Below are 24513 nucleotides of genomic sequence, written 5' to 3'. Positions count from 1 at the left end.
CTATACTAAAAATTCTAACTGCCCTTTTTTGGGTAATGGCTCAGAGTTAAAAGACATGAACAAATCCTCAGCATCACGGATTAAAAAGGCCCCTTCGCTCAAAAGATCTAAACTTCCCCCAAAGTGCACATCGAGGGGATGACCCGGAACAACCCACACCGGTCTTCCCAACTGCAAAGCTTGTTGAGCGGTGATCAAGGTTCCACTGCGTCGACGGGCCTCAATCAACAGACTGGCGCACCCTAAAGCGGCAATCAATCGATTGCGATGATGAAACAGATGTTTATGCATCCGCTGTTCAAACGAATATTCACTTAAAAAACAACCGCCACTAGCAATCACCGGCTCTATCCACTCGCGCAGACTTTCTGGATAAAGATTGCCTAAACCTGAAGGCAGCACCACAACCGTGCTTAAATGATGTCGAAGTGCAATGGCATGCGCTTTTTGATCCACGCCGCGTGCGCCCCCACTCACAACCACGGGCTTTGCGCGTTCACAGAAATCAGAAAACTCTTTTTCCATCCACTGTGTGGATTCAAAACAAGGTTCACGACTGCCGACCACGGCCAAGCTTCTTCCGCCTTGCCAGGAGGGCTGTCCCCAATAACTTAATGTCAGCGGTGGGTCCTCCATCAAATAGCAAGAACGGGGATAAGCCTCTTCACCGTAAGAAATCATCTGCACCCCTTTTTCACTCATACGCCAAGTTTCCTCGCAATGGCGTTTAAAAAGATCATGATTTTGCTGAAGAGCGCCGTGCAATTCAGGAATCTGATATTTTAGAGCTGCTAACAAAGAGTCCGCATTTAAGTTTTTCTGCGATCCTAAAAGAAAATAAACCCGCAGAACCTCATCGCGACGTGTGCGAAACAGGGGATGGTGTTTTAAAATTTGAGAAAGGGAGTAAAGATCATTCATGACGACCGGGCTGTGCAAGACACAAACCCGGCCTTAAAGTGCTTTATAATTCTAAATCAGAATCATCAGATCCGGAATCCGGCGATGACGCATCTTCCACCGGCGCATCGTCCAATTCGAAATCATCTGCAGATCCCGCCTCGTTTTCAATCACGGGTTCAGAGCTTACGGCCGCTGTCGCCACCGACTTACCCGCATAATCCCCGATCATAACGTCATCAATGGCACTGGTAATATAAGCGGTGGCAAAATTATTAGTCACACGCACAACTTTAAGTTTTCCAATCACGCGGTCATTCATCACCGCTTTGACATTTTTATTGCGAGCTCTTTCATCCGCATAAATCGAAAGCGTTTGCCCCTCTTGCAGCCCCTGGCCGCTTCCCGCATCCAAGAACACCAAAGAGTTTTGCCCCATCAAAGCACGTTTCTTTTCAAACTGCCCGCCCATGATGGTCGCCCCTACCCCCGATGTCACCGGACCGGCGGCGGGGTCGATCATTGGTAACGATCCCGCGATCAAAGTAGAACCCACTTCAACCGGTTGAATGGTTTTCGTCACCAAAGCGCGATACATGTTTTCAGCGTCATTCACTTTTTCAAGAACTTGAATCTCGCCTTGCAATTGAACCATTTGGGCCTTGCGCTCTTTATTGCGTGGGTCCTCGAGTTGAGTCAGATTTTTTTGCACAACGTACTTTTTATCCGGAGTTCCCGCAAAGCTGACGTAAATGTATTGATACTCTCCGGCCGTCGAAAGCCCCATTTCCGTACCGGTGATTTTACCGGAACCTTCCACCGGGGCATCATTAATGTAATATTCCAAATACTCATAAGCCTTGGGATATTTATGCTTTAACAAATCCAAACGAACATCATCCTTAGGTCGGATGACAGAGCTGACACGCGATCCAGGTAAACTGCGCGGCAGTTTTTCCACTAAGCCTGCACGTTTTTTTGGTGCCGGAATTTCCACACCGTCCATGGCACCTTTAGGGGGTGCCATCGGAACCGGAATACTTGTCGAAGTGACTTTCTTTTCTTCGGCTTGAGCCGTCACCGCCAATGTGGGTGCTTCGCCCATGCTGCCCGGGAAAAATTGAATTCCCATGCCCGGAGAAATTTCATGCGGATTTAAAATTTGATCATGATTTAAGGACCACACTTTGGGCCAAAAAAATGAGTCCCCGAATAGCGTCGTCGAAATTCCTGAAAGTGTGTCACCGGATTGAACCTTATAAGTTTCCGCATTGCGCTCGCCTAAAGCTTTTTCCCAAGATTCTTCAGAGGTCGGAGCTTCGTTGTAGGTTTTGTAAATTCGATGAAACTCGGACTCTTTTTGGGCATCCGGATCATCGGGAGTTAAATTTTCAAATTGCGCCGTAGATTTTTTTGCACGCTTCGATTTTTTAGGAGCGGGCATTTCTGGCGGCGGCGGAGGAGGCGCGGGAGCCGCGATCTCTGGCGAAGGTGTAGATTCAACCTGAACTTCACCTGGCACTTCTTTAAATTCTGGCATTGCCGGTGCCGCGGGTTCCGCCGAAGGCTGAGACTCCAGCACATCTAAAGGATCAGTTTCCCAATTCGCATCTGGAGGAGCATCTTGTGCTTGCACTAAAAGCGCACAAAAAATCATAGCCAGCATTACGGAGAAATTCTTTTTCATCACTCTTGCATCCTTGCAAAGGTAAAAGGGTCAATCGGTAAGCCGGAGCTGCGTTTCGTCTTCGCCGAAAGCGGCTCGGTAAGCCGGGGCTGCGTTTCGGCTGACGCCGAAAGCGGCCCTACTTAATAATTTTTAGTTCAGCGTCGGCGCGGAAAGACTCGGGGCTTCCTGGGTATCTAGCACGAACTTCTTTAAGCGAGCGAGCCGCATACTCTGGCAAATTCATTTTTTTATAGGTCATGCCTTTAGCAAATTTTGCGGCCGCAGCTTTGTTGCTCTTTCCGTATTTTTTTTCAATTTGTGAAAAGTATTTTATGGCTTGGGCGAAATCGTTGTTGTCGACGGACATGCGGCCCGCTAGGAAAAGTGCATTGTCAGCGTACACACTTTGCGGAAAACGCGACATCATGCTTTGCAAACGACTCTTAAATGCAATTTCATCATTTCTCTCATAAGCGCTTACCATTTCAGCATATAAGGTGATGTCATTTTCTTTAGAAATATCTTTTCCTGTGAGCTCAACAAGCAAAGCTTGTTGCTTAGAATTGATAACCGGCTTCTTTGGCGACGGCTTGGCGAAAGCCGAGATAGCTAAAGGCACAGTGATACAAACGGTTGCTGCTAATCGTCTAAGTTGCTTCATCTCTATTCACCTCTTGATCTTCCTCTAGTATGACACGCAATAAGAATGGCAAACAAGTAAGAGTTATCCACATAAAATGTTGAGTTATTGTAATGCTAGACCTTAGACCTATTTGTTTTCAAGGGTTTCAGCGATTTGCCTAAATAATAATCAGCATTTAAGCATTTGTTTTTACTTAATTATTCTAAAAATACACCCTGCGTTTCAAGCTTGAAATGTCAGATCTTAAAATCCGATTTTCAAAGTTCTGCGGACATCATGACAGATTATTTTAGAAATGGTGCGTGAAACGCTTTTTGCTAAGTCCTTAGAACCATGCTCTTTCTATTGATCATTGCACTTGCTTTAAGCATCACGCCTCCAGACTCATTGCTGAAAAACACATCAGCTCTGTCGAAAACTTATCAACAAAAGTGTCTTAAACAAGTGCCTACAGATGCAACAACCCGCGCTTCGATCCAAGCTCTGCTGTGTGGTGAAAAGATCACAGACTCACGGCTCAAAGAAAATCTCTCAAAGACGTCCCTGATCCATATTTTCATCGTGTCTGGATCCCACTTGATTTTGCTTGATCGTTTTTTAAGCATTCTTAAAATTCCACTCTTTTTAAGATTTCTCAGTCTGGGGTTCTATTCACTGGCCGTGGGCTGGCAGGCGCCGGCAGTTCGCGCTTTGGGAGCGCTTCTACTGCGTTCCGGGTTGCGCTACGGACGTATAGCTTTTCCGGGGGATCTTGTGGTTCTGGCTTGCGGTCTGCTGACATTGGCGATCTTTCCGACCTGGTGGCAGTCCTTGTCTTTTCAAATGAGTTGGTGCGCGGCTCTAGCGCTCAGTGCCCCCTCGGTCTTGGGCCTGTCTTCTCGTTCATGGAAAGGCGCGCTGCTTTCCCACTTTTTGATTCTTTTAATCATGGCACCGCTCTTATGGGGCTGGGCCTCGCTGCATCCAGTCGGCGTGTTAAGCAATCTCTTACTCGCCCCGCTTGTCGCGTTGGTTTTATTGCCTTTAAGTTTCACCGCTGTCTTTCATGAAAAACTGCTGCAACTGTTTTCGCATGTGATGAGTTTTTTTGAGGCCACACTAAGTGCAGTGGCTGAACCCGTTGTCATTCCATCCAGCGGCGTCGGTTCTAGCTCTAGCTTTTGGATCTGGATTTTTCTTTTACACATCTTGTTTCATTTTTTACGTCTGCATCTTCGCCAAGGAAAAGATCTTTTATGAAAACCCTGGTCATGTTTGTCATATTATTTAGTGCCAGCCGAATCGCCCCAGCCACATTGGCTCGAGGTATTGTGGTTTGGAATGTGGGCCAAGGCCAATGGATTACCATGCCGGAACAAAACACCTGTTTTCATTTTGATATGGGTGGCGAGTTCTTTCCTTGGGAAAGTTTAAAAAAACTTTGTGCCCACAGGGCGAACGAAGTGCTTTTAAGTCATTGGGACTGGGATCACATCGGCGCCCTGGCTCAAAGTAAAATTATAAAAACTCTTCCTGACATCTGCATTCGCTTTGCACCGCGGGGTCCGGCCTCCCCTCGCAAAGTAAAGATCTTAAAAAAATTTCGAAGCTGCTCAACAGAACCCCTTTCGATATCATCATGGACCCCGCCCCTTTCGAAAAACTCAAATGACTCAAGCAGAGTTTATCTTTTTAAGAATATTCTTATGCCCGGCGACTCGACGAAAAAGTTGGAAGAACTATGGAGCAAAACTCCTTGGGTTGCCTCCGCCCAGGTTTTAGTTTTAGGCCATCATGGCAGCAACACTAGTACGTCCGAAATGCTTTTAAATCGCTTGGCGAACTTGAAGATTTCAATCAGCTCGGCTCGATGGCGGCGCTATTCTCATCCCCACCCGCAGACGATCGCTCGCCTCAAGAAATTTCGCACCCCCTTGTTGCGCACCGAAGATTGGGGACATATTTGGCTGGAGTGATATCGTACGCAGGACTCAAGGATCTCAAAATATCCACCCTCTACGAGGATTTAACCGTTTTGGACTCTTCATCAACGGAACTTCGCCGAGAAGAATAACTGCGGAACATTTTCTTAAGGGGTTGCACATGACTCAATTGTCTTCGTGGTTTCACGGCATCAAAGGTAAACTTCTTTTAGCGGCCGCCCTGCCGATCGTCGGATTTGGAGTCGCCAACATCATTTCTTCGACAGGCATTTCCAAAATCAATTTTCTCTTAAGCAGTTCTCATAAAGAGATCATTCCCAACATAGAAGCACTTCAGGAAATGCGCCACTCGTCTACCAAATTCGCATTTCATGTCACATCGGCGCTCGCCGAGCTTGAATCTGGCAGACAAGCCGATAGTGATATCAAAGAAGCCCATACGGCGATGCAGTCCTACGAAAAAGCTTACAAAGAATATGTAAACTCTGCATTCATGCCGGATGAAAAGAAGGCCTTTGAAGCTATCAAAGGTACGTTTCCGCAAATGATTGCGCTGATGGAAAAGATCCATTCGCTAGTGGCCACTCACGACCTTGAAAAAGCTAAAGAAGCCCATGTCTTGGCAAAAAAAGATTTTACCGCACTCAGTGCTCCGGTTTCCGCATTTTCTTCGGATACTTTGCAGATGTATCGCCATCGCGCTGAGAGCGAAGGAAAACTTGCCGCGACAACCCAATCGGAAGTCGCAACTTGGACCATGGCGACCATCATAATCTCAAATATCTTTATTTCAGGTTACCTACTGTGGTTAGCATCAAATATGTCTAATACGATGGCCACGATTGCATCAAGCTTGAATCAAGCCGCTAGCAATGTGGCGACGTCCGTTGACCAATTAAATCACGCCGGCACGGGCCTTTCACAATCCTCAACCGAAGCCGCCGCGTCGTTAGAAGAAACGGTGGCCTCTTTAGAAGAACTTTCTTCCATGGTGCAGATGAATTCAGATAATGCCAAACAGGCGGCGTCTTTATCCAGGGCTTCTCGCGAAGCGGCCGAAAAAGGACAAAGCGAAATGGCCAGTTTAAATTCTTCGATGACGAAAATTTCAAGCTCTTCCAAAAAGATCGAAGAAATCATTCATGTTATTGACGATATTGCCTTTCAGACAAATCTTTTAGCACTGAATGCCGCCGTCGAAGCCGCCCGTGCGGGCGAACAAGGAAAAGGCTTTGCGGTCGTGGCCGAAGCCGTCCGCTCGTTGGCACAAAGAAGTGCTTCCGCCGCAAAAGATATCACTCATCTTATTAAGGAGTCTGTACAACAAGTCGCCGAGGGCAGCCGCCTAGCCATCCAAAGTGGCGAGGCCTTAAACACGATTGTAAATGCCGTCAAAAAAGTGTCAGATCTTAACAACGAAATTTCGACGGCGAGCACGGAGCAAACCGCCGGCATTCAACAAATCAGCAAAGCCATGAATCAACTAGATCAGTCTTCGCAATCCAATGCCGCGTCGGCGGAAGAAATCGCCGCCACCGGCACTGAAATCAATGGCCTAGCACAAACATCTTTAAAGCTAACAATGGATTTAAATAAGGTGATTTACGGAAACCAAGGCGCCCCCCACACAGAGTCTGCGCCCGCGACCACTTCAGTCCCACCTAAAACAACAGAAAAAATGCCAGTAGCTTCTCGCGAGGCTAAAGTCATCCCCTTGAACTCAGCGCCGGCGGCCGTTGCCAATGCTAAAGACGCCATCCCGTTTGATGAAGACTTTAAACTTGGAACCACCGACGGCTTTTAGATGCGGCACCTATTTGTAAGGACGATATTCCATGTGCAGGTCGCGCGCTACGGGCTCGTAGCAGACGTAACCGTTGTACACGTTCAAACCTTTGAACAATGCTGGTGATTTTGCAATCGCGTCTTCCACACCCATGGCTGCAAGCATAGAACCGTATTTCGCTGTCACGTTAGTCAAAGCGTATGTTGAAGTTTTTGGTACCGCGCCTGGCATATTTGGTACGCAGTAATGGATGACGCCATCAACTTCGTAAGTTGGGTTTTGATGAGACGTTGGACGGCAAGTTTCGATACAGCCACCTTGATCCACGGCGACGTCAACAACCACAGAACCTTTAGACATTTTTGAAATCATGTCTTTAGAAACCAGAGTTGGCGCTTTGTGGCCCGTGATCAAAACGCCACCGATGACTAGGTCTGAATCAAGAACAGACTCTTCGATGTTTTTTGCGTTTGAATACAAAGTCATGCAACGACCTTGGAAAATATCATCAAGATATTCTAAGCGTGCCGTGTTCACATCGAGGATCGTCACGGATGCCCCCAGGCCGACCGCCATTTTTGCGGCGTTCGTACCAACCACACCACCACCGATGATCGTGACTTTGCCTGGTTTTACGCCTGTCACGCCACCCATCAAGATCCCTTTTCCACCGTGATCTTTTTGTAGGTAGTACGCACCGATTTGCGTCGCCATACGTCCCGCAACTTCAGACATAGGCGTCAAAAGAGGCAATGAACCGTTTTCAAGTTGGATTGTTTCGTAAGCGATCGCTTTCACTTTACGTTCGCAAAGAACTTTCGTGAGCTTTGGTTCTGCGGCCAAGTGAAGATACGTGTAAAGGATTTGGTTTTCCTTCATCAGCTCATATTCGTCTGGAAGCGGTTCTTTTACTTTTTGGATCATGTCCGCTTTCGCGTACACTTCTTTTTTTGTATCGATGATCTTAGCGCCCGCTTTTTCAAACTGTTCATTTGAAATACCAGAACCCACACCCGCGTCTTTTTCGATGATGACAGTGTGACCTTCTTGTACATACTGGCGAACACCAGCATCAGTAATACCGACGCGGTTTTCTAAGATTTTAATCTCTTTTGGAATACCGATAATCATATATAGCTCCTAAAGGGCTCTTGCGAACGCTTTGTTTTTAGTCAATTTGGTATGCGCATGGAACTATGCCAGATTCGTAATAAAAAGCAAGAGGACTGGAGTTCATACTCGAGGAGAAAAACCTCACCCCTGAGGCGGTGCGTAAAAATAATTAATGATTTTATTATGCACTGTTGCGCCCTACCATTTGTGTATGACTACAAGCCTCTCCGCCATTCGCAGCGAGCTCACTCAGAAGCTTCTTCAGTATCATACGGAACGCAATCTGGGCCATTTAGGGTCATGTTTGTCCTCATTGGATATTCTGACGGCCCTCTTTTGGGGACCTCTTAAACAAGACGATCACTTCATTCTTTCTAAGGGCCACGCGGCAAGTCTGCTTTATTTGATCCTAAACCAGAAAGGCTTAATGACGGACGCCGAACTTGCGGGAAGTTGCCGCGACGGTAGTATTTTTGGTGCTCATCCGCCGTCGACGGTTCCGACACCTCATCCATGGTGGGGATTTGCTTCGGGCAGTTTAGGTTGTGGTGTCGGCCTAGGTTCTGGTGTGGCTCTGGCAAAAAAAATCCGCGGTGAGCAAAGCCAAGTGTATGTTTTAATTTCTGAAGGAGATCTCAATGAAGGCTCGACCTGGGAGGCGTTGCACTTTGCCGCGCAAAATCAGCTTTCAAACTTACATGTTCTTTTTGATCATAACAAAACCCAAGCTTTAGGGAGCATCTCGAATATTTATTCGCTTCACCATCTTGAGGTGAGTTTAGATTCTATGGGCTGGGACATGTCTCGCCAAAATGGACACGACGTGCAAAGCATTCATTTCTCTAAAGCTTCCGGCCCCAAACCCCATTTTTATATTTTTGATACCCGTAAAAATTTTGGTTTTGAAGACCGTCTCACTCCAGTGGAGGCTCACTATAAAAACCCTCCCGTGGTGAAGCCATGAAGAAATATTTTTTTTCTTGGATGCGCGAACATTTGCGCCACAATCCTCACTGTGTTTTATTGCTTTGTGATTTGGGCTACCCCGAAGCTTTAGATCTGATTGCTTTACATCCTGATCACGTTATCAATGTCGGCGTGGCCGAACAAAATGCGGCTTTACTTGCTAAAGGACTTTGCTCACAGGGTTTTGAGGTTTTTATTTACGGCATTAGTTCTTTCACTTTGTGGAGAGCCGCCGAAGGCTTACGCATGTATTTTGACCCCACGGATCGTTTGCGCGTGATCGGTAATGGCGGTGGCTTTGGTTACGGCATCATGGGATCTTCCCATCACAGCCTTGATGATTTAGGACTGGTCAGCCTATGGCGACATTGGACTTCATGGATTCCCCGTCGCGACCAAGAACTCACGTCACTTCTTAAGAAAGTTTCGCCGCTAAAAGGTCCGCACTATATCCGACTGACTAATAATGATTTACCAACAACCGATGAGTTTTGTGCCCTTTCAAATACCGGGGGTGGTGAACGCGTCACCGTGGTGACTTATGGACCTTTGCTTGATCTTGTCCTACCGGTTCTTAAAGATGATTCTGACGTGCAGATCTTTGGCATCAACACATGGCCCTTGGACGTCAAAACCATTCAATCTCATTTTGAGAAATCCCAACGGATCGTGTTTTTTGAAGAGCACCAAATCGAAGGCAGCTTGTCTCAAAAAATAGCCTCTGTTTTGGAAGGGCCACGAGCTGGAATTCATATCCACGCCATCTCTCAATCAAGCACCAACGGCAGTCGCAACTATTTACTGGCCAGTCAGGGCTTTGAGAGTCAAAATATAAGAAGGAACGTCAATTCAATAAAAGCATAAGGGTCTGATGATACAGAATTTTCACCCCTATCCCGAATCATTGCTCAATAAAGCACGCGCTTTGAAAGACGAGCACGTCATGATTACGGGAGCCCATGGCTTCATCGGCGCGCAATTATTAAACCTGCTTTCCGTTGCCCACGTCCCTTGCGTGGGCTTAAGTTCGGGTAAAACCACCTCCAACGTCCGGGTGAATTCTTTTGGTCGCAAAAATTTAGTGGTGTGTGATTTGGATCAACCTGCCAGCGTCGCTAGGTCTTTTCATGGCGTGACCATGATTGTGCACACGGCGACTTATGGCGCTTATTCTTGGCAAGTTGAGTCGGGCGAAATCTTTAAACAAGTGCAGCAGCTTGAAACTTTATTAAGCGAAGCCCGAAAAAATGGGATCAAGGCCTTCATTCACACGGGCACGTCCAGTGAATACGGGCAGAACTGCAATTATGCTAAAGAAGACCAAACCCCGCATGCCAACAGTCTTTATTCTTTGGCCAAAATCCAGTGTCACAATCTGATTTCTTATTACGGAAAAACTCTCAATGTGCCGGCCATGACTTTGCGCTTGTTTTCTATTTATGGCCCCGGGGAACATCCCCGAAAACTCATTCCGCATATTTGTTCTTCGATCTTAGAAAACCACCCACTGACTTTAAGTGATCCTGAAACTTCCCGGGATTTCGTTCATATTTATGATGCCCTTGAAATGATCCTTGATGGCCTCTTAGGAATTCAGCCCCAAGATTATGGAGAGGCCTACAATGTTTGCACGGGCGAACAAACTTCACTCAAAAACGTCGCCGATATTTTGGCGAAAGAATTTGATTTTAAGAATCTGCGCTGGAGTTCTGGAGTCGCTAAATCTTGGGATCTAAAAACCTGGGTGGGATCTACAGAAAAAACTTTCAAACGCTTCGGATGGCAAGCCAAAATCTCGTTTGCGGCGGGTTTAAAGCAAACGTTAGAATATTACCAAGAACATCGGTTTTTACTTAATAACGAATTCTTCTTACCTCGCAAAAAGATTTCCGTGATCGCGCCCTGCTATATGGACTTACAAAGCATTCCGATCTTGTTTGAACGCTTGCGCGTGGTGTTTGAAAACCTGAAATATGATTTTGAGTTTATCGTGATTGATGACGTCAGTCCCGATGGTGCCTACGAAAGCCTTAAAGAACATGCGCTGAAAGATGCCCGTTGGGTTTTAGCTAAACACACGCGCAACTTTGGCTCTCAGTCCATATTTATGCACGGCTTAGATATCGCCACTGGCGACGCGGTGGTGTTGATGGATGGGGACCTGCAGGATCCTCCGGAACTGATTCCTCAGTTTATTGAAAAATGGGAACAAGGTTTTGATCTTTGCTTAGGCAAACGCGTTTCTCGCGAGGAAGGCTTTTGGTTTTCGTTTAAATGCAAAGCCTTTTACCGTTTGTGGAATATCGTTTCACGCATTGATATTCCTCTTGATTGCGGAGATTTCGGTTTAATTTCTCGCGCGGCTGCGAAACAAATTGTTTCTTTCCGTACAAAAATCAAGCTATGGCGAACCTTACGCGCCTTCCCCGCTTACAAAACCGCTTTAGTTCCGTATCGTCGTCCTAATCGCGCCTTTGGTTTTAGCACCAACAGCAATCGCAAATTGATTATGTGGTCGCTAAAGTTTTTATTTTCTACGCCTAATTTCATCGCATTTTTTTACTTATTAGGCGGCCTGGCGGGGTTTTTATTTTTTGAAGACTCTTTGTTTTTCGTGATTCCTTATATTTTCTTAGGCTTGGCCCTCTTAGTGGCCTTGGTAAATTTGCTTTATTTAAAAAACTTCCAGTATCCGGAATACACCACCGAAGAGTTGATTCAAAAACAAATCCTGGTGCGATTCCCCGCGGGCGAACATGATCTCGGTCAAAGATGAAAAAGGTCATAGTCAGGTCTGGTCTGAAAATTCCAGCACTGTCTTTCGCGCCCAACAACGCATCCATCAGATTCTTACGCATTTAAAACCAAATTCTCACGTCTTAGAGCTGGGCTGTGGACATGGCGATTTAACCCATGCCCTTTTAAAGGCGGGCCACCGGGTGACCGCCCTGGATCGCTCTGAAATCATGCTGAAGGCGACCCAAGAACGCTGTGCCTCCCATCCCGCCTTGGTGACCGTGCAAGCCGATGTCTTAGAGTTTTTGGAAAAAGAGGGACCCGTCTTTGACGCCGTTGTCGGCATGGGGATCTTGCATCACTGTATTTTGGATTTAGACAAGACTTTACGTCTGATAGCCACGCGGCTTTCGGTTCTGGGGCGAGGTTTTTTTTGGGAACCTAATCGTGAAAACCCCTTGGTGCGCTTTTTATTTGGTACATCTTTAGGAAGAAAATGGATGAATTTAGAACCTGAAGAAAATGCATTCACCGCAAAAATCGCCAAGGACCTGTTAAAAAATATCTATCCGCGATATCAGGTTTTGAAAAAGGATTGGGCTTACCCCTTTATGCCCGTCTTCTTGCAAAAGCAGGTCAAAAAAATCGAGCTCTCAACGCCCGCCATCTTGAACGATTATGTTGCGCAGTCTTTATGGATCGAGTTTTACAAATCTTTTGATGGGACTTTAGAGGCCAAAACGGATAATCCCAAATAAACAGAACTTGAAGTTTTAATTAAAAAACTGGCTTGAGCAAACAAAAGTAAAATCAGCACCAACGGCAACAAGACCAATCCCAAAATAAATGCAGGTGAACGTAAAAGTTTAAATAACGAAAAATTTAAAAACGAACTTAGGACCGTCACTAGGTTTCCGCGTCGATGACTTTGCTCGATCTTAAATCCTGATGCGGTTAAAAGTTTTTCTAATCCACTTTGAGTCCACCGTTGAAAATCCGCTGGGGCTCCGTGTTCACGCGCCATAAAAGGGGTTGTAAGATAAATCCTTCCCCCAGGCTGCAGTATCTTGAAAAGTTCTCTTAAAGTGACTGTGGGATTTTCTAAATGTTCAAAGACTTCACTGGCGACAATCAAATCAAATTTTTCACCTTCTGGAATGTCTGACAAAGACTTCCAATCCGCAGGGAGATAAGGATCTAATGATGTGTATTTGACAACCTGATGACGCTGACGAAAATCCTGCATTCCCGCCCCGAAATCTAAAACCCTGAGCTGAGTCAAATCCAGGTTTTTAAAGATTTTTTTTTCGGTTAAACAGCGGCTTTGAAATTGCAAATCAAGAAGGCGGCGCACTTGCGGGCTTGATAATTCAACCAAATCAGAAAATGGGGAATTTTGTTTAATAAACAATTTCATACAGAATTCCTATTTCAACACCGTCCACCACAATCGTCTTTTTAGAACTCACGGAGACGTTGGCTTCAAAGAATTTTATGCGGCTGTCAAAATCTTCCTTGAATACCTGCATTTCTTGAATCACTTTAGGCCGCGGGTGCACCGGCGCGGGTGTGTTTTGAATAAACACCCAGGGTGTTTTTTTGGCGTATGCCTCGCGTGTAATTTCATTCACCCAATTTAAAAAACTTGTGGAAAATCCAAAGACCGAAAGATCGGCACGATCGGCCGCCAGCGTCGCGCGAGCCAAGTCTGCTCCCGCCGTCCAGACGAAAGATGTTGTTCCTATCTCCGCCCGCACAGCTGATGGAATCAACTCGGTTTTCGAGGTGAATGTACGCCACTTATCGCTGTGGCCCAGATTTGAAATAACCACGACTAAGGATGCCACGGATAAAACTAAAGACATTATAACCAAAACTCTATTCCGCTTATTTTTTTGCAGAGCCCGCGACGCGGCGATGGCGGCCAAAAAAGCCACCACCGGAAGAATAAATGGAAAATGAACAAAGCTTGGACCGAAACCGACACATACCAAAGATAAAACGAAAAGCCCCAAAAGATCCCGGTACTTTTTGTCCTTGTAAGATATATACAAACCCCATCCAAAAAACAGACTGGTCCCTAGGGACAACGGGGTTTGAAATCCCAGGGAGTGAGCAAATCCAAATCCGACGTCTCCGGCTGAATATTCACTCAGTTGCTCCCACCAGACCTGAAGAGGTGGCATCCACCACAAGATAAAAGAATTCAAATAGTGATACACCCATTCGATCGGTTCACGCGTGCTCACCAGATAAGAACCTTTGGCAAAAAAACCTTTTAAGTGATTGCCACCAAACATCGCCAGAACAGCTAAAGTCACCAGCCCCGATAAGATGTCGATGCCCAAAGTCTTCCACTGACGGCGATAGAGGTTTACGAGTCCTCCCCAAACTAACAAAACGCGATAAGAAACGTAATAAAGCAATCCGCCCATATTGCCAAGAACGCGGCCCAAGGGATTTTTGATATCTAGCAAATAAAGAGATGTCCAAAAGCCCGCCACGCAAGGACCTAAAACATACGAAAAGAAAAAATGCCAAGGCATCAAAGAAAGAAAGGCTGTCGCCATCAATGCCGTCTGTTTATCACTGCGACGAGCCGTCCACAGATAACACATCGCGAGTTCTAAAAAAGAAATCGCGACAGCACCCCATCGAGGATTGATCCCCACTAAATCCAGGCCGCCAAAAATATATGCCGAAGGAGTTTCCCACGCTGGCAAATCACCGACATCAATCAAAAGCCATTGCTTGGATTGAATCCACTGCCGTCCCCAATAAACGACATGAACCTCATCACCTTCCATTCCCGTCGGAAAATAAAAAAGACCTATCACTCGTAAAATGAGACCCGCAAATATGAATAGTCCCAATAAGACATGAAACTGCGAATCGCGTTTAGTATCTGATGACATGGGCCTTAAGACGACTTAGATAAAGGGTGCGAGGTGTTTTGGTATTTTTATCGATATATGCTAAACGCATGACAAGACGGCTTAGCGGAATCTTGGCAAGATCGCCGGTATAGTTGCGATCGACTTCTTGCACGCGATAGTAACTAACTTTAAATTCGCAAACAGGTTCGTTCGTAACGGGAATTTCAATTCCTTCTTTATTGTAGCAGCTTTGCTGCGCGCTGGTGTCGTCAAAACTGGCCTCATAGGCAGCTTGGTTAAAACTGGCACCGGTGATAAAGGCCGCGTTGCTCCTAAATGGCAATGAGTCCATCTCTTTGACAAGCTCTTCTTGAATAGCAAAGATAATCCGGGCATTGGAAGATCTTTGAATAACACCTTGGCTCATTTTAAAGACGATTTGTTTTAAGGACATGATCGCAAAAACCAATATTGCCAAAATAGCCGCCGCGACGACCGTCTCAACAACCGTCACCCCTTTTCTGTTTCGCAGTATTTGACCTAATGAACGTCTATTCACCAATTTTTGCTTCCTTGATTAAAGCCACATTGATCAGGGGAACACCAATTCCGGCCATGATTCGTCCGCTCTCTCCTGATATTGCCCCAAGATCCGTACTGCTGGCAATGCCCGGAAGGCCAGGACGTAAAGCTCCTAAGCTGTAGATTTTGACGTTGGTTCCACGGATGTGGCCGCCCATCACAGTTCCATACAAACTTCCACCGGCGGACATTATTAAGTTTTTCACTGGACTTAGGATATAAGCATGGCTTCCGGCCACGGAAACATTCCGCACGCCTCCAGACAACCACACCTTGCCGGGCGCAGAACCTTTACATTGCTCACGAATCACCGGATCAATGACGGTCGAGGTATCAAAAGTGAATTCGCCGCCCGAAAAGTTCACCGGCAGTTTCGAACAGATGTTTCCCATATTATCAATGTACTTAGTAAGGTTGTACGGCAACCCGGTGCCTTTTTCCACACAATACATGGAAGAGTCGTTGGACGTAGGAAGGCCTGAAACGCAAGTGCCATCATTGATCAGAAGTTTAATGGGAAAACCCATCACGATACCTTTGCGAAACTTTTGGGACATCAGCTCACGGGCACGGGCAAAAGTATATCCGGCAGTATTCACGGATCCAGAAATAATAACGACTTCATTAAAAATCGGAAGGCTTTCCAGGGAGTTATCAATATCGCCATTAAATAAAACGCGTCCATTGATTTGACTGGTGCTATTAAGCTCCACGGCGCGTGAAAAAAGTGTCGTGGGTTGGCCTGCGCTGTCTTCCGGATACATCATAAAAAGGGCAAAATCTTTCACCGTGGTTGAATACAAGATCGCTGTTTCCGAAACACTCGCATTTTTTTTATTTAAGCTCGTACCAAAGCTCACGTCGGCTTGCACGTTCACATAGCGTTCGTTGGTTAAAGTTCTAAATCCTGTTGAAGGACCATAAAGAGTAAAAATAAGCTTGGCGGAGAATCCATCTTGACGCATTTTTTCTACGATATTTTGATTTAAATGCAGCCGAATGAATTGATTGTTGGGATTGCGGATCGCAGAATCAAGATCAATGGTCAAAGAATAAGACCCCGCCCCATTTTTAGTGAAAATTTGGGACCGTGTCGCGTTCTGTGTGGCCAGCACTCCCCCGCGCATCACCAATTCACCCACCTGCCCCCCAATGGACCACATTTGCAACATCATATCTTCAAACATTTTTCCGTCCATCAACGGATTGCGAAGATAAAACGGGCAAAACACCGGGGAGTTGTCCGCGCGCAAAGGACCGATTTCCACGGCATTTGCATCATAACCCCCACACGCATTCATCATAAACGAGTTGGCCGCCACAAGTGATCCGTAAGATTGATTTAACATTTCTCGGCGAGTGGCTATGCGAGAGTTATCGACGTTTAAGATATCATTGACATAAACCACGCGCTCATAAAGAAGCATGTATTTTCCAAGCTCGACGATATCGGCGGCCAACATCTTCGCTTGCAAGACGCGCAAATCATCTTCTGTTCCTTGGCGACGTGATTGTAAAAGGTTGAAAATCACGTAACTAAAGATGAAAACCAAAGCACTAATGATCATGACTAAAGGAATCGAGCTTCCTTTACGATTCAAAACGCGCATGAAAATCCTTTTCTAATCGCAGTTAATATAAGCACCTTGAGAACTAAACAGCGGTGTTACTTTATCCGCAGCATAAACCTGTTGTTTGTAAGGTCGTAAGTAGATGCGACGCAACTCCAACCCGGCATGACTTCCCCAATCGCAGTTATCTGCGAGCCCCGTGGCCGAGGCATCCGCCTGCCCTTGCCACTGGCAGCTAGAGTCCATATCCACCCCGAATTTACCGATAGAAACGGTGCTGCCCGTTGAAATCGTATTGTACATCTCGCTCCCCATATCATAGGAAGCCAGTTCCCGATCACATTTAGGGGCGGCGCCGATAAATATATATCGCGTCGGAGCTTCAATCGACTCTACCGAGCAAGGAATCGTTTTGGTCTGATTTATATCCGTGGCAAAGTAGGTCATGGCGGCCACGACGTCGACAATCCCCTTCACCGCACAAGTATAAATATCAAAGCCCGTCGCCGTCTGCGCAAGGCTGATAGTCTGACTCATCCCTATTCCCGTGACTTGGTAAGGTAAATCCGAAGAATCGGGATCATACTTAAAACAATCTATTTGGGCTCCGGTCCGCGGCGAGAAATTGACGTCAATGGTGGCCCCCTTCACCTTGTCCGTAGAAACATAGCCGGCAAGACTGACTGGAACGGTGTCACTGTAATGGGCCGAGCTGACCTTCAAAGACCCTGGTCGAAAATTGACGCCCACCGAGCAACTGGGGAAGGTCGCCGTGATCGGCGCTGAACCCGACGTGAAATTTCGATTCAAATATTGAAATGAATTAAGAGCGTATTGGGCCGTCACGTTTTCTTGCTTGCGCGACGTTTGCTTAGAGCCCATCAACGTGGATTGATTGTGGTCTAAGACCACTTGAAACTTCATCTGACCAAATATTTTGGCCGCCGTGCCATCCGCACTGGCCGCCCAAGTCGATCGGACATTCATGGAGTTCATTTTATCCATAAGTTCTTCGGCCGACCCGCCCGGCAGCGCTGTTCGGGTCAAGGAACCGCCAGTAATTCGATACTGAACAATTTTAATTCGGGTTAAAAGAGCGTTAGAACTTGCCGAAGCACCGAAAAAATCTGTTAACGGTCGCGAAGGCAAAGCAAAGTTGCAATTTGAACCCGCGACCGACAATGATGTCGTATCTAAATTAATACGACCGGTGTCACGCGCGACACTTCGAACCCGGAATAAAGACACCACGGAAGGATCCGCCGCCAGACTTAATAAAACGTAATTGCCCACATCCAAATTGCGCATACTGGCTACAGTCAATTCCGTGGTATTGGGGACGTTACCAATCGTGCTTGAATAGTCCGCGGTCACAAATTCAAGAAAACCACCGCTACTATTAAGATTTACCTCGGAAGTCCCCATCGTTTCCATCAAGCGATTCGAAGAAGCGCAGGAAAAAGCACCGAAACGATGCCAATAACTGCCCTCGAGATCTTGATTCAAACTGCGATGAAAATTAGTGATAGAAAAACTATCCATCAAACGTGTATTCACGTCTTTTTGAAATTGAAAGAGCTGCTGGATCACCGAAGCTCCTATCAAGAAAAAGGCAGAGGCCAGCCCCGTCGCAACGAGCAACTCGGTGATCGTAAAGCCAGAGCTGGTTCTTATACGTGCCATGGACAGTTCCTACTTTTTACTTTTCTTTTCAACGCCGTATTCGTTGAAGTAGTAATCGGCGATGTTCATAAACTCACGGAATTTATTGTTGAAATAAACAGAATAAAGAGTTCTTCCGTCTGTTCCACGATCCGTGATTTTACGATGTTGCAAGTAAATAGTTTCAACTCCGTGATCTGCTAAAAGTTCGCCTTCACCTTCATCGTAAACACCGTCACGATTGCGATCAAACCACAGTCTTAACTTATCAAAGTCCTTATCCTGTTTATCGATCTTCTGGTCTTTGTTGCTGTCAAATTTAGATAAGGCATCAAAGCCATTTTTTGCACGGTATTCACCAAAAAGTTCTTTGCCGGATACAACTTTACCATCTTTGTTTGGCATCACTAAGAACGCCACTTCGTTGGTATTGATCGGCCAGTCGACCAAACGTTTTCGGCCGTCACCGCGAATATCAAATTTCAAGGCATAGGACGCATCACGACTGATTTGGATGCCCGTACCACCGATATCTAAAAGAAGCGGAGACCACGACACCGATACGTTATCAAATTCAAACCCTGAGTTCGGGCATACCGGGATTGAAAGGCGGGCGGCGACGTTACCACCCCCATGGCCATCGTTCGCGCCGCAGCTCTGCCCACCTAAGTTCGAGGACGAACAGAAGTGACCGGCCGGATTGCTAACGCCATTACACTCTTGCGAACCGAAGTAACGAACTTCGAAATTCACATTACGAACGCACTCTGTCGGTGCTTTCATTTTGCGGAAGCTGAAAATCGGTTTACGAGCCGATGTTGAATCTTGGTCCACCGGAAGTGGAATCGTCTCTCCATTATCTGTTAGGTTTCTGCCAGCGGCCAACGCATCCGTACCGAAACGGCATGGAATACAACCCAGGCCCTTGGCACTGCCATAGGCCGGAGGATAAGAAGTGTACGGCAATGGATTAGATCCCCCCATATTTGCCGCCGGAGTATAAGGAATAATTCCTCGGCCTTGGAGGGTTGCGGTCACTTGATCGCCCGGCTTATTATATTTCGCCGCACACATCAAACCTGCGATCATCATTTGATTGTAACCACTAAAACGAATCGCTAAGTTCGCAGAACATTCGCTTTTGCTTTCTAAAACCGCGCAACTTGGTTTGTAAGTCACGGTGGTCACCGGAATTTTCGCCGAAGAAGTCTTTGTGACATTGTTACATACTGTGCGAGAGTTATTTCCCCCGCCCGTCTGATGACAGACCCTGTCCGTTGAGGTCGCAGTTTGGGTCACCCACGTCGTCGTGACCGTACGGCACTGGTCATGGCTCGCAAATGGATCCGTGGTTGCGGCGGCCCCCATGCTGGCTGCTTTAACGTCCCAACAATCTGATTGCACTGTGGGATTTTTAGCCACGCAGGCCGGCTGGCTGCTTGCTTTTAAAAGTTCGGTCGGGAATTGATGATGCGCATGCATGGGCACTAAGTGCATCAACGTCAAATCCACACGACCGTTTTTGATGTCGCCGACCGTATATGGACGAGAATACAAACACTGGGTCACCCCGGTTAAAGCCGGGTTAGGATTTTTCACGTCCGGGCGTAACGGCGGTTTTGCCTGGAATAGCGGAATACAAGATTCATTGGTAAACGGAATCACCTTATCAAAAGGTTTTCCTTCTCGTGTTGAGGGCGCAAATGAATACAGCGCAAACCCCTCTCCGGTGCCGCGAAGGTCCCGAGAGAAATTGGAATTCGGCTGCACCGCCGCCAAGAAAGCTTGAAATACCACGGTGTCGTCATCATTCAGTTTTAACGACGAATCAACCTGACTCATCCGAGTGATCGAATAGTCATTTAAATCCATGACACCCCAAAACAACGGATCTTCAACCTGTCCGCCAGAGCGGAAACGTTTTGCAACGATAACAGCTTTTGAGTAAAGACGTTTATTTAATGGCGGCAACAAGATACTGCCTCCTGAACCCACGATGATTTCACCGGCACTGGACGCTGCCGCATTCATCACCCCGCCATAAGGTACTTCCGGAGTGGTCGTTCCGTATTGAGCATTGATCCCCGGCATTGTCAGGCCTGGAGAAAATCCCTGATTTTGAAAAGATGTTCCGGCCGCATTCATGAAGAAATGCGAACGAAGGGCATCAAAATATCCGCAATCCCCAAAGCGACGCAGACGCACCGTGGATGTCGAACCCCGAGTATCGACCTTTAATTGACAGCTGAATTTATTTTTACTGACTCCTGTTTCGACATTCGCAGTGATGACGGCCGTGCTGTTAGCTGGCGGATTTTCCCAAACCCCTGTTAACGGATTCGGTCCCCCACTGTAAGTGATTTTCGGAGGAACAAGACCGACACCCGTTCCGCCTTTCATATTGACCGTGAAAACTAACATGTCATTTTCTACAAGCGCGGAGGGCGGAACAGTGGCCTGATAACCACCAATAACACCTGAGACACGCAAGTCACAGGCTGTCGCCTCCGTCGCGACGCCCTGAAGCTCGAAAGAACCAAGTCCATGAACATCACGGGCAACATAGGTGCCGGGATAGGAACCTCCCACCTTAGCGCGCGTTAAGAATTGAACGTCATTATTATTCAACTGACGAGTTGAGTTTCCTTTATTCCAAACGTAAAGAATGGTCTGCTTAATAGAGTTTCCATATCGGGTTAATGGCTTATAGCTGCCATCCGCATTGAACTCATACTCGTTCCCGCTATAGGTTCTGCTTTTGACACCATTATAAGGATCTAAGTAACAAGCCCTTCCTTCCGTGCCACGACAATCACTCAAATTTGAAGTGAAAACCCCTTGTGCTGTTAAATTCGCTGGCGAATCGTCAGAGGGATACACGGCTCTACAGGTCATCGTAATTTTGGCGATATTACTTTGAGCAGCATCCCCATTTGGAATCGCCACCAACTCTCCACGAATAGCGGACGTTGAAGTTCCACCTTCATTGAAGGCTTTTAACAATTCATTTTTTGAAACACCCACAGAAACCGCAGGCCGACATTGCAGAACCGCTTCTTCTGTTGAACAGTTGTTTTGAACTGAGCTCCAATAAGCGTTATTACCAGCGCGTTCACAACGCACACTGACGCTTCCTCTTAAACGCTTCCCCTCCTCTGCTTCAAAACTTGAACAGTCCATACTGAGGGGGCCGGAGTCAGCCACCGTCTTAGGCACATTAAAATTCTGGCCCCTCTTTGCGCCATCCGGATTCACCCAAAATGAGCGTGCATTACACTCCGGAGGTGGTGGTGGCGCCGATGGCGACGGCGAAGCACTGGGCGACGGACTTGGATCCGGCGGAGGTCCCCATTGAGCCTGGACCGTCAAGGAGGTCACTAATACTGTGATCAACGTACCAAAGGCGATAAAAGATGGTTTCATAGGACCCCCCTATTGTTTTCCACTAATAAATTTTTACGAATTCTTACTGTATAAATGAAAATCGAAGCGTAAATCCAAAGCTCGGTGTATTCGTAGAAATAGATATGCTGAGACATCGGCAAGAAGAAATAAAATGCCGCCATAATTAAAGAGCTTATAAACATATCTGCCACCGGCCATTTTTGACCCGAGGGAGTTAACTTAAAACCAATGGCGTTTAAAACCACACCCAACACAAAGGCGGCAATATAATACGGAATCAGATTGCTTTCTAAAGGCAAGAGATTGTGCAAGTTGGTTTCGTTTTGATAATTTCTTAAAAAGAAAAATTCAGACGACGGAAAGTTAAATAGACGCTGTCCCCAACTTATTTCTTCACCACCGATAAAGATCATACCGACGCCACCCAAAAGAATCGCTGCCGACAACCACTTCGGCGAAGCCCTCCGGAAAGTTTTAAGGGCCACGACACCCGTCGCTAAGCAAAAAGCAAATTGCAACCACTCACCCAAGTGGTCTTCAGCAAAGAAGGCTTGCGAAATCCAAGAATCCGCAGATGCAAAACGCCAGACCGCGAAATAAGCAATTAAAGTTAAAATAGTAAATCCGAATTGAGATGAAAACGGAGAAGCAACACGAAGGATTTTCGCTGAAGTAAATGTATCGCTGTTTGTACGATTCACATAGGTTTCACTCATCATACGTCCCATATAGCGTCCGGGGCATCCCCACCGATCCGAACGACATTCCCGTTTATTCAGTGTTTAAATGATACCCCTAGGCCACGAAGTTTTGTAGTAAGACAAACGAAAGCTCTCATATTCGTACCAAAATCGAGGATTTATGAATCGTGATGAGACGATTAAAATTGTTCGAATGTTAACAACACGCTAGCCTGTCTTCACTTTAGACGTTCGGGAAAACCTTTCACGGCCCCTATGAAAAACTCGCAGAGACTCACAAAAAAACCTATCTTCGTCAGATCTTTGTAAGGAGTCTTAGCCATGAAATTTATCAGTGCGTTTTCGCTTGTCGTACTGGCTTCACTCAGTGTTCACGCCCAAAGCACCAGTTGGAAAATCACGCAACCCACCTGGACCGAAAGTCATGAACGTCAATTCGGCGAGTTCGTCGCAAGCATTGGCATGGCCGTAGAAAAACGCAACTGCGGCAAAGTCGACGACTGCCTTCGCAGCAGCGCAAATCCCTATTACAAATCAGACCCAGCCGGGCTTAAATACTTCGCCGATTGTGCAGATTTGCCCTATTACTTGCGCAGCTATTTCGCTTGGAAAAACGGCCTCCCCATGTCGGTCATCAGCGAAGTCAAAGCAAAGCCAGCTCCTAGCGCTGACACAAATCCCACCAATGATGTTCGGTATTCCAGTGCAGGCAATTACGTCACCAAACGCTATGATGTGCTTCCACGTGTTACCAACGGCAAAGTTGTTTTTCAAAATGCCTTGAATATCTTGAATAACACCATTCCAGATTACACCTTCTCTGCTTCTTATCGAATGCCGGGCACAAATGACGAATCTCTCAGCTCTGATTTTTACCCGGCCGCAATTTCTCGAGAAGCCATTCGCCCCGGCACCGTGATCTATGATCCCAACGGACACGTGGCGATTGTTTATCGCGTGGCGGATGACGGACGCATCTTTTATATAGATGCGCATCCCGATAATTCTTTAACTCGCGGAATGTTCACTCCTAAATTCGTGCGCAGCAAACCCGGCCAAGGTGCGGGATTTAAAAACTTCCGACCCTTAAAAATGGTGAATGCGAAAAAGGACGCCGCCGGCAATTATTATGGCGGCCAATTGATTGCGAGTTCAAACTCTGAAATTCCCTTGTACGGAACAACGCAATTTTATGGATCTCAACCCGATCCCAACGGTTCTTGGAGCAAAGGAAAGTTTGTTATCAGTGGCCAAAACGTTAACTTCTATGACTATGTTCGAATGAAATTGATGAAGGGCGAAGTTCACATCGACCCACTCAGCGATATGGCGCAATTGACGGACGACATCTGCGTCAGCTTAAAAGACCGTGTGGACGCCGTGGAAGCTGCACGACGCAATGGGATTGATAAAAAACCTCACCCAGCTCGCTTGCCAGAAAATATTTATGGCACTTCGGGAGAGTGGGAAGACTATTCCTCCCCGTCGCGTGATGCGCGTTTGAAAGTCGCCTTCCAAGATTTATTGTCCACCACGAAATCAAATATTGAACGCTATAACCAACGCGATCCTGCGATCAAGTACAACGGCGGCAACTTAGCTAATGATTTATTAGTGGTTTACGCTGAACGCGCGAAGGCTTGTACGTTCTCTTACACAACAAGCGCCGGCCGAACCGTGATGATGAACTTAGAGGCGGGTCGCCAACGTTTGTGGGATATGAGTTTTGACCCTTATCATTGCATCGAACTTCGTTGGGGGGCTCGCGTTGAAGGCGAACTGGCTTCTTGCCAAGACGACGCCAACAAGCGTGCCTGGTATGCAGCAGAAAAATGGCTTCGCTACCAATCAGAGCGCAAATACGACGCGCGCATGGATTATTCTTTGAGTGAACTCAAAGGCCCCTTGCCAAGCGCGGGCGTGGCTTCGCCGGAAGATATTGATATTGTCGGCTACTTGAAGTCGATGCGGTAAAAATAAA

19 protein-coding genes are annotated in these 24513 nt (G+C 46.6%); 8 read left to right on the top strand and 11 right to left on the bottom strand.

Annotated features, from left to right (window positions below; all coding sequences use genetic code 11):
* From AZI86_RS15285 to AZI86_RS15275, 3 genes are all read right to left on the bottom strand, one after another.
* Nucleotides 1–921 (bottom strand): DNA-processing protein DprA, encoded by a 921-nt coding sequence (locus AZI86_RS15285; protein ID WP_061836157.1) that lies wholly within the window; start codon nt 919–921, stop codon nt 1–3.
* A 43-nt stretch (nt 922–964) separates the two neighbouring features.
* Nucleotides 965–2587, bottom strand: coding sequence for a LysM peptidoglycan-binding domain-containing protein (locus AZI86_RS15280; RefSeq protein WP_061836156.1), 1623 nt, complete (start codon nt 2585–2587; stop codon nt 965–967).
* A gap of 118 nt (nt 2588–2705) precedes the next feature.
* Nucleotides 2706–3230 carry a tetratricopeptide repeat protein gene (locus tag AZI86_RS15275; RefSeq protein WP_061836155.1) on the bottom strand — a complete coding sequence of 175 codons (525 nt, stop codon included), beginning with the start codon at nt 3228–3230 and terminating at the stop codon, nt 2706–2708.
* A 315-nt stretch (nt 3231–3545) separates the two neighbouring features.
* Here AZI86_RS15275 and AZI86_RS15270 point away from each other — a divergent pair, with 315 nt between their 5' ends.
* The 3 genes from AZI86_RS15270 (at nt 3546) to AZI86_RS15260 (ending at nt 6938) form a co-directional block, all read left to right on the top strand.
* Complete coding sequence (locus AZI86_RS15270; protein WP_061836154.1) at nt 3546–4451, top strand: ComEC/Rec2 family competence protein; 906 nt, start codon at nt 3546–3548, stop codon at nt 4449–4451.
* A complete protein-coding gene (locus AZI86_RS15265; protein ID WP_061836153.1) occupies nt 4448–5167 on the top strand; it encodes a ComEC/Rec2 family competence protein in 720 nt (239 codons plus the stop codon). The genes AZI86_RS15270 and AZI86_RS15265 overlap by 4 nt, the downstream gene beginning before the upstream one ends.
* A gap of 127 nt (nt 5168–5294) precedes the next feature.
* Complete coding sequence (locus tag AZI86_RS15260; RefSeq protein WP_061836152.1) at nt 5295–6938, top strand: HAMP domain-containing methyl-accepting chemotaxis protein; 1644 nt, start codon at nt 5295–5297, stop codon at nt 6936–6938.
* A 9-nt stretch (nt 6939–6947) separates the two neighbouring features.
* On the opposite strand, the gene ald is transcribed toward AZI86_RS15260, so the two are convergent.
* Nucleotides 6948–8051: an alanine dehydrogenase gene (ald, locus tag AZI86_RS15255; protein WP_061836151.1), complete on the bottom strand. Its 1104-nt coding sequence runs from the start codon at nt 8049–8051 to the stop codon at nt 6948–6950.
* Nucleotides 8052–8244: 193 nt separating this feature from the next.
* Here ald and AZI86_RS15250 point away from each other — a divergent pair, with 193 nt between their 5' ends.
* The 4 genes from AZI86_RS15250 to AZI86_RS15235 are packed head-to-tail and all read left to right on the top strand — an operon-like array spanning nt 8245 to nt 12493.
* Nucleotides 8245–8997 carry a 1-deoxy-D-xylulose-5-phosphate synthase N-terminal domain-containing protein gene (locus tag AZI86_RS15250; RefSeq protein WP_157684724.1) on the top strand — a complete coding sequence of 251 codons (753 nt, stop codon included), beginning with the start codon at nt 8245–8247 and terminating at the stop codon, nt 8995–8997.
* On the top strand, nt 8994–9863 hold the full coding sequence (locus AZI86_RS15245) for a transketolase C-terminal domain-containing protein (RefSeq protein WP_061836149.1): 870 nt from the start codon (nt 8994–8996) through the stop codon (nt 9861–9863). The genes AZI86_RS15250 and AZI86_RS15245 overlap by 4 nt, the downstream gene beginning before the upstream one ends.
* A 7-nt stretch (nt 9864–9870) precedes the next feature.
* Nucleotides 9871–11775, top strand: coding sequence for an NAD-dependent epimerase/dehydratase family protein (locus tag AZI86_RS15240; RefSeq protein WP_061836148.1), 1905 nt, complete (start codon nt 9871–9873; stop codon nt 11773–11775).
* The gene (locus AZI86_RS15235) at nt 11756–12493 is read left to right on the top strand and encodes a class I SAM-dependent methyltransferase (protein WP_061836147.1); all 738 of its coding nucleotides are present in this window, start codon (nt 11756–11758) and stop codon (nt 12491–12493) included. The genes AZI86_RS15240 and AZI86_RS15235 overlap by 20 nt, the downstream gene beginning before the upstream one ends.
* On the opposite strand, the gene AZI86_RS15230 is transcribed toward AZI86_RS15235, so the two are convergent.
* Genes AZI86_RS15230 through AZI86_RS15200 form a run of 7 tightly spaced genes read right to left on the bottom strand, consistent with a single transcriptional unit; the run spans nt 12442 to nt 22559 of the window.
* Nucleotides 12442–13152, bottom strand: a complete 711-nt coding sequence (locus AZI86_RS15230; RefSeq protein WP_061836146.1) for a class I SAM-dependent methyltransferase — start codon at nt 13150–13152, stop codon at nt 12442–12444. The genes AZI86_RS15235 and AZI86_RS15230 overlap by 52 nt on opposite strands.
* Nucleotides 13136–14650 carry a hypothetical protein gene (locus AZI86_RS15225; protein ID WP_157684723.1) on the bottom strand — a complete coding sequence of 505 codons (1515 nt, stop codon included), beginning with the start codon at nt 14648–14650 and terminating at the stop codon, nt 13136–13138. The genes AZI86_RS15230 and AZI86_RS15225 overlap by 17 nt, the downstream gene beginning before the upstream one ends.
* Nucleotides 14634–15170, bottom strand: coding sequence for a hypothetical protein (locus AZI86_RS15220; protein WP_061836144.1), 537 nt, complete (start codon nt 15168–15170; stop codon nt 14634–14636). The genes AZI86_RS15225 and AZI86_RS15220 overlap by 17 nt, the downstream gene beginning before the upstream one ends.
* Nucleotides 15163–16803 carry a hypothetical protein gene (locus AZI86_RS15215; protein ID WP_061836143.1) on the bottom strand — a complete coding sequence of 547 codons (1641 nt, stop codon included), beginning with the start codon at nt 16801–16803 and terminating at the stop codon, nt 15163–15165. Before AZI86_RS15215 ends, AZI86_RS15220 begins: the two co-directional genes overlap by 8 nt.
* A 12-nt stretch (nt 16804–16815) precedes the next feature.
* Nucleotides 16816–18447: a hypothetical protein gene (locus AZI86_RS15210; RefSeq protein ID WP_061836142.1), complete on the bottom strand. Its 1632-nt coding sequence runs from the start codon at nt 18445–18447 to the stop codon at nt 16816–16818.
* Between the two features lie 9 nt (nt 18448–18456).
* Nucleotides 18457–21849 (bottom strand): hypothetical protein, encoded by a 3393-nt coding sequence (locus AZI86_RS15205; protein ID WP_061836141.1) that lies wholly within the window; start codon nt 21847–21849, stop codon nt 18457–18459.
* A complete protein-coding gene (locus tag AZI86_RS15200; RefSeq protein WP_061836140.1) occupies nt 21846–22559 on the bottom strand; it encodes a hypothetical protein in 714 nt (237 codons plus the stop codon). Before AZI86_RS15200 ends, AZI86_RS15205 begins: the two co-directional genes overlap by 4 nt.
* Before the next feature lie 294 nt (nt 22560–22853).
* Between AZI86_RS15200 and AZI86_RS15195 the strand changes: the two genes are divergently transcribed.
* Nucleotides 22854–24506 carry a hypothetical protein gene (locus AZI86_RS15195; RefSeq protein WP_061836139.1) on the top strand — a complete coding sequence of 551 codons (1653 nt, stop codon included), beginning with the start codon at nt 22854–22856 and terminating at the stop codon, nt 24504–24506.
* The last annotated feature ends 7 nt before the right edge of the window (nt 24507–24513 follow it).

Origin of the sequence: Bdellovibrio bacteriovorus (assembly GCF_001592735.1) — a bacterium.
Classification (GTDB): Bacteria; Bdellovibrionota; Bdellovibrionia; order Bdellovibrionales; family Bdellovibrionaceae; genus Bdellovibrio; species Bdellovibrio bacteriovorus_D.
This window is presented reverse-complemented; position numbering and strand designations above follow the sequence as displayed.